General features: G+C 40.2%; 5 protein-coding genes and 1 pseudogene. 2 read left to right on the top strand and 4 right to left on the bottom strand.

From position 1 onward, the window contains the following. Both C1642_RS19285 and dkgB read right to left on the bottom strand, forming a co-directional pair. Positions 1-548 (bottom strand): annotated as a pseudogene (locus C1642_RS19285) (MFS transporter); the annotation flags it as partial. A gap of 4 nt (positions 549-552) precedes the next feature. Beyond that, entirely contained in the window at positions 553-1,356 is an 804-nt protein-coding gene (gene dkgB / locus C1642_RS12550) for a 2,5-didehydrogluconate reductase DkgB (protein WP_044120335.1), read from the bottom strand. A 120-nt stretch (positions 1,357-1,476) separates the two neighbouring features. On the opposite strand from dkgB, the gene C1642_RS12545 reads away from it, so the two are divergent. Next, positions 1,477-2,379 carry a LysR family transcriptional regulator gene (locus C1642_RS12545; protein ID WP_000843080.1) on the top strand — a complete coding sequence of 301 codons (903 nt, stop codon included), beginning with the start codon at positions 1,477-1,479 and terminating at the stop codon, positions 2,377-2,379. On the opposite strand, the gene C1642_RS12540 is transcribed toward C1642_RS12545, so the two are convergent. Then, positions 2,363-2,737 (bottom strand): hypothetical protein, encoded by a 375-nt coding sequence (locus C1642_RS12540; RefSeq protein WP_103236398.1) that lies wholly within the window; start codon positions 2,735-2,737, stop codon positions 2,363-2,365. The two genes, C1642_RS12545 and C1642_RS12540, sit on opposite strands and share 17 nt — an antisense overlap. Before the next feature lie 90 nt (positions 2,738-2,827). On the opposite strand from C1642_RS12540, the gene C1642_RS12530 reads away from it, so the two are divergent. After that, a complete protein-coding gene (locus C1642_RS12530; RefSeq protein WP_000143940.1) occupies positions 2,828-4,252 on the top strand; it encodes a PLP-dependent aminotransferase family protein in 1,425 nt (474 codons plus the stop codon). A 2-nt stretch (positions 4,253-4,254) separates the two neighbouring features. Here C1642_RS12530 and C1642_RS12525 read toward each other — a convergent pair. Then, on the bottom strand, positions 4,255-4,632 hold a 378-nt coding region (locus tag C1642_RS12525), incomplete at its 5' end, for a zinc-binding dehydrogenase (protein WP_146035328.1).

Below are 4,632 nucleotides of genomic sequence, written 5' to 3'. Positions count from 1 at the left end.
GCTTTCCACAAAGCGAGCATAGTAATGATGCCGAGCACGGAAATCGCAAGGAAAGACATACGCCAGCCAATGTTTTGCCCAACCCATGTTGCTAAAGGCACACCACCAATATTGGCAATGGTTAAGCCCATAAACATGGTTGCCACTGCACTAGCCTGTTTATGCGCTGGGACAATACTCGCTGCCACAACAGAACCAATCCCGAAGAAGGCACCGTGGTTCAGGCTTGTAATGAGACGTGCACCTAATAAGCTCATATAATTTGGCGAAAACGCTGCAATCAGGTTACCGACCGTAAAGATCGCCATCAAAAAAATAAGCGCATTACGTCGTGCAAAACCACCAAACCACAGGGTCATAAACGGTGCACCTAGCATTACGCCAAGTGCATAGCCTGTAATTAACATTCCGGCTGTTGGAATAGAAATCCCTAAATCATTAGCGATGTTCGGAAGTAACCCCATTGGGGAAAATTCCGTGGTGCCAATGGCAAAGGCACCTATTGCCAATGCCAATAACGAGAACGCCGTATTTGATTGAGTGTTCATGAGTTTAGTCCCAAACTGGTGCCCATGGCTCTGGGCTAACTTCACGACTGTTACGATCAAGTTCGGCAATCATTTGCATTTCAGCTGCAGTTAACTCGATATCCTGTGCTTTTAAATTACTAATCAGGTTTTCACGTTTAGTCGAAGATGGAATGACTGCAAAACCACGCTGCAATGCCCATGCTAATGCAATTTGCGCTGTCGTTACTTTATGAGCTGCTGCAATCTCCGCTAAAACAGGATCTTGAAGCACTTTACCGTATGCAAGCGTCATGTATGAAGTGACATCAATATTCTTCTCTTGTAAAAAATTCACAAGTTTATGGTTTTGAAGATAAGGACTCAGCTCAATCTGGTTCGTTGCAATATGCTCTACACCAATTGTGTCAATTGCTTGTTGGGTAAGTGCAATATTGAAGTTTGAAATACCAATTTGCTTGGTTAAGCCTTGTTGTTTTGCTTCAAGTAAAAGCTGCATGATTTCAGGAATCGAAACGCCTAAATCCGGTGCTGGCCAGTGAATCAAAGTTAAATCGACATGGTCAGTACGAAGCTTTTGTAAGCTCTCTTTTAAGCTTGGAATAAACTTTTCTTGAGCAAAATTATCTACCCAGATTTTTGTAGTTAAAAACAAGTCCTGACGTGATACGCCACTTTCAGCAATCGCTTGACCAATTGCTGCTTCATTTTCATAGATTTGAGCAGTATCAATTGCACGATAACCGACATCTAGCGCATTTTTAACAGAATCAATCACAGCTTGTTCTTTAAGGCGGAAAGTTCCTAGACCAAAACGTGGGATATTCATGTATTCACCTGAAATTAAATAATTGTTTAACTTGAGGTGCATTTTGCTTTTTTTATTGTTGCGAAAAAATAGATGAATAAGCAAAATATCTTTGATGTTTAGTCAATAATAGAATAAACCATGAAATCAACAATTGAAGAACTTGTTGCCTTTATCACAATTGTTGATACAGGTTCATTTGTGGCAGCAGCAGAACATTTAAAGCAAACACCTTCGGGGGTGAGCCGATCTTTAACCCGCTTGGAAGCAAAGTTAGATGTGACTTTGCTAGAGCGAACAACGCGTAAATTGAAATTGACTCAAGAAGGGCAACAATTTCTTATAAAGGCCCGTAAAATTTTAAATGAGCTGAATGCGGCCGAAGAAGAACTTCAAAAGTCTGATCAAGGTACTGCCGGTCTTATTCGGGTTGATTCTGCCACACCGTTTGTTTTGCACGTGATTGCACCATTAATGCATAAATTCCGTGAGTGTTACCCCGATATTGAAATTGAATTAAATAGCAATGATCAGGTGATTGACTTACTTCAGCATAAAACCGATGTCGCATTTCGATTTGGGGAACTTAATGACTCTAGTCTGCACGCCAAATTGGTATGTAAGAGCCGTTTATATATTGTGGCAAGTCCTGACTATCTAGCTCTTAAGGGAACGCCAACACAACCTGAAGAACTTGAACAGCATGATTTGATTGGCTTTACTAGACCTACTTATATCAATAGTTGGCCAATTAAAGTTGGCGATGAATATTTTTTTGCGCAATCAAAAATTAAAGCATCAAGTGGGGAGACCGTACGCCAACTGACGATTAGAGGACACGGCATTGCGCGACTATCTGAATTTGAAATTTGGAAAGATATGGAAGAAGGGCGATTAATTGCATTATTTGAAGACAAAATTGAGCATCAATATCAAAGCATCCATGCGGTGTATTATCAACAAGAGCATCTACCAAAACGAATCCGTTTATTCATTGAATTTTTGGCAGAACAATTAAGAGATGGTTTTAAAAACGCTCTCTAAAGGTCGTATAACTATCAGTTGGAATATGAACTTCTAAAATAGGTGTCGTTTGTCCTTCTGATGAATGTTGAGACAGAAAATAGCTTTTTTGCTGTTCTCGGCAGCTAAAATATAGTTTGGAATAGACTGAATTCACCATTACAACTTCATTTGAGCTATTTCGTTTATATTGATAATGAGAAATCGTACTGGTCTCGTCATCAGTGCGTTGCTCCATTTTGTAGTCTTGCTGGTTGGTCATTTTTAAATAACCTTCAATCAAACTTTGGCAAACCGTGTGTCTGTGCTGTTCATTTTTTGGTTGTGGTTGGCAACCTGCTAAAACAATAGTAAATAACAATATAATTTTTAATTTCATTAGCTTGCTACTCTCTGAGTTGATTTCCATAGCCTAAAGGTGTTCTATAAACCAGTACAGATACAGAAATTTTTAAAAAAGCAGCACAGAATGACTTTTCAATATCAGGTTCTTGCCAATCAATTAGCACATCGTATTTATCAAGATGAACTTAAACCTCATCAAAAGCTCATTTCCTTACGAGATTTTGCCCGTCAACAAGGTATTAGTTTAAGTACAGCAAAAAGTTGCTATGAATTACTTGAGGCGAGGGGACTCATTTATGTAAAGCCGAAGTCAGGTTATTTTGTGGTTGCTCGTACCCCATCCAGCCCTATTCCGGATAGTCCGGATTTCTTATCTTTGCCTCGACATGTCTCAAATCTGGAGTTGCATAACCAAATTCAGGAAGCTGCCTTACAAAGTCATCTTGTACCTTTGGGATCGATTCAGTTAACGCCGCACTTTATTCCTGTAGAAGGTTTACGTCGTTCTATTCAACGTGCTTTAAAAAATTGTCAGCCTCAAGATTTTCTTTATTGTAATAAACAAGGTCATGAACAATTAAGAAAAGCGCTATCCGATCATTGGCGTGAAGATGGTATTTATATCGCTCCAGAAGATATTTTTATTACCAATGGCTGTATGCCGGCTTTGTCTTTGGTGATTCAGAAGCTCACTGAAGTGGGCGATAGTATTCTTATTCCTACACCCACCTATAATGGTCATTTACAGTTATTAGCAAGTTTAAAACGACAGATTGTTGAGATTCCGGCAGATCATCGCGGAATTGATCTTGAGCGCTTAGAATCTTTAATGCAGCAAGGTTTGGCGAAGGTTTGCTTAATGACAGCCAACTACCAAAACCCTTTAGGATATTGCTTTAGCAACACAGAGAAGCAGAAGATTGCTGAATTAGCTGCAAAGTATCAGTGTTTTATTATTGAAGACGATATTTTTGGTGAATGTGGCTACAGTAGCGAGCGACCATTACCCATTCGATATTGGGATCGCGAAGGTTATGTCATTTGGTGTGGTTCAGTGTCTAAGTCTTTGTCGAGTGCGTATCGAGTAGGATGGTTTTGTTTAACGACAAAGCTAGAACATTTAAAACTTGAACTGCTGGTAAGTAATATTGGCGTGAATACACCCTTGCAGTTAGGTCTAGCTGATTTTATTTATAGTCGTGGTTATCGAGAGCATTTAGAGCAGTTAAGACCCAACTTGATGCGACAAGTCGAAGAATACCGTAGCTGTATTTTAAAAGCCTTTGAAGGTATACCAATTGCATTGAGCCAGCCCGAAGGCGGATATGCATTATGGATACAGTTACCTAAGTGTGTAGATGGTTTAGCGCTCTATTACACTGCCCAAGCTCAGGGAATTACTGTAGTACCGGGCCATGTTTTTGGTGAGGATGAACGCTATCGACATTTCATTCGTTTAAACGCAGGCCATGAGTTAACAGCAGATGTCCGCCAAGCAATTATGAGCTTGGCAGATTGGTCGCGACAACAGATGCAAACAGTGAGTTAGTTTTATTCTGCAAAGTCTGCTTTAAGCACAATGCGGTAGCGTGCTTGACCTGAGTGTAGACGTTCAATTGCTTCATTGAGCTGTGACATTGGAAATAGCTCAATTTGAGGCGCAATTTTTTTGCGTGCGGCAAACTTTAAAAGTTGGCGTAGAGCGGCAGGTGAACCTGTAGGTGAACCAGTTACTGATTTGGCACCATCAATGAGAGAACCTACAGAAACAGGAACAGGTTCTAGTGTGAGCCCTAAGAAGTGCAAAGAACCGTTTGGTGCTAGCGTTGAAATGAAAGCACGCCAATTTAAAGTCACATTTACGGTACTCAGCAATAAATCAAATTTACCCTTTTGAGCTTTTACCGCTTCTGTATCGCGGCTATTCAC

It is taken from the genome of Acinetobacter sp. AKBS16, assembly GCF_002899995.1.
Classification (GTDB): Bacteria; Pseudomonadota; Gammaproteobacteria; order Pseudomonadales; family Moraxellaceae; genus Acinetobacter; species Acinetobacter baumannii.
The sequence above is the reverse complement of the archived record's forward strand: the minus strand, read 5'-3'. Positions and strand labels throughout refer to the sequence as shown.